Origin of the sequence: Rhizobium sp. M10, from assembly GCF_002531955.1 — a bacterium.
GTDB lineage: Bacteria > Pseudomonadota > Alphaproteobacteria > Rhizobiales > Rhizobiaceae > Rhizobium > Rhizobium etli_C.
In genome coordinates this window covers 1-1,544 of the sequence record NZ_NWTA01000068.1, presented here as the reverse complement: position 1 = coordinate 1,544, position 1,544 = coordinate 1, and the positions used below count along the sequence as shown (strand labels likewise).

General features: G+C 61.7%; 3 protein-coding genes. All 3 read right to left on the bottom strand.

Annotated elements, in window-relative coordinates; translation table 11 throughout:
- Positions 1–135: 135 nt before the first annotated feature.
- Positions 136–384, bottom strand: coding sequence for a GlsB/YeaQ/YmgE family stress response membrane protein (locus CO671_RS33015; protein ID WP_097609244.1), 249 nt, complete (start codon positions 382–384; stop codon positions 136–138).
- A gap of 14 nt (positions 385–398) precedes the next feature.
- Positions 399–653: a GlsB/YeaQ/YmgE family stress response membrane protein gene (locus CO671_RS33010; RefSeq protein ID WP_011425215.1), complete on the bottom strand. Its 255-nt coding sequence runs from the start codon at positions 651–653 to the stop codon at positions 399–401.
- Between the two features lie 134 nt (positions 654–787).
- The coding region (locus tag CO671_RS33005) for an FAD-dependent oxidoreductase (protein WP_170965083.1) at positions 788–1,544 on the bottom strand (757 nt) is incomplete at its 5' end.

Here is a 1,544-nt window from a genome sequence, read left to right as displayed (position 1 = left end):
CATGACTTCCGTATCCGGCCGATGCGCCTTTTCCGGATGGCGCACGCGCTTGGCGTCGGGATTGATCGTATCGAGAATGGTCACCATTGCAGTTTCAGCTTTCCGCCGCCCTTAAAGCGGCATCATCTCTTCGATCTAGCGCCGCACCAGCCGCGCAAGGAATATCAGCAGGCAGGCGCCAAGGAAACCCGTGACGAAGTAACCGAGCCGTCCACCGGCAAGTTGGACATGGAACTGGGCGAGGATGGCGGTGGCGACGACCGAGCCGACGATGCCGAGCACGATGTTCAGGAAAATCCCGTATCGTGCATCCATCAGCTTGCCGGCGAGCCAGCCCGCGAACCCGCCGATGATGATTGCCGAAATCCAGCCCACGCTCTCCATGTCTGCCCTTCCCCCTAAGCGACTGCCCTGGCAACCAGCACCACGATGATCGCGCCGACGGTGGCGTGGATGATCTGCACGACAAGGGCATTTTCAATGCCCAGCGAAATGCCCAGCGCGCTGAACAGATAGCCGCCGACGAAGGCGCCGATGATGCCGCTGAGAAGACATCTGATCAAGCCGCCGCCACCGACGACCAGACTTGCGAGGAAGCCCGCCACCAGGCCGATCAGCAAAAACACCAGCAACGCCTGCGTCTCCATAGACATGAGAATTTCCTTTCGTTTTTTCTACCCCGGAGCGGCTTAAGCCATCAGGAGAGGACAGCTTCGTCGCCTGAGGGACGGCTTGCCGCCTGAGGGACGGCTTGCCGCCCTGGGATAAAGGGCGGCCCTGGAAATTATCAAGCGTTCAGCACGCGGCCATAGGCATCCAGCACCGCTTCCTTCATCGTTTCGGAGACGGTCGGATGCGGGAAGATCGTGTGCATCAGCTCTTCTTCCGTCGTCTCGAGGTTCATCGCGACGACGAAGCCCTGGATGAGCTCGGTGACTTCGGCGCCGACCATGTGGGCGCCGAGCAGCTCGCCGGTCTTCTTGTCGAAGATCACCTTCACCATGCCCTGGTCTTCGCCGAGCGCAATCGCCTTGCCGTTCGCCGCAAAAGAGAAACGGCCGACGCGGATGTCGCGGCCCAGCTCCTTGGCCTTGGCTTCGGTGAGACCGACGGAAGCGACCTGCGGGTTGCAATAGGTGCAGCCGGGAACCTTGCCCTTGTCGGTCGGATGGACATTCGGCAGACCGGCGATCTTCTCGACGCAGACCACACCCTCATGCTCGGCCTTGTGCGCCAGCATCGGCGGGCCGGCGACGTCGCCGATCGCATAGATGCCGGCGACATTGGTCTTGCCGTAACCGTCGGCGACGACGCAGCCGCGGTCGGTCTTGATGCCGAGCGCCTCAAGGCCGAGATTTTCGATATTGCCCTGAACGCCGACGGCCGAAATCATCCGGTCGGCGGTGATCTGCTGCACCTTGCCATCCGAAGTCTCAACATGGGCCGTGATGCTGCCCGCCCCCTTCTCGACCTTGGTGACCTTGGCGCTGGTGAAGATCTTCAGGCCGCGCTTTTCCAGCTGCTTGCGGGCGATGGCGGTGATT

Bases quoted from the DNA above. Each gene is read 5' to 3' on its own strand.
- CO671_RS33010 (WP_011425215.1), bottom strand. From the start codon at position 653: ATGTCTATGGAGACGCAGGCGTTGCTGGTGTTTTTGCTGATCGGCCTG.
- CO671_RS33015 (WP_097609244.1), bottom strand. From the start codon at position 384: ATGGAGAGCGTGGGCTGGATTTCGGCAATCATCATCGGCGGGTTCGCG.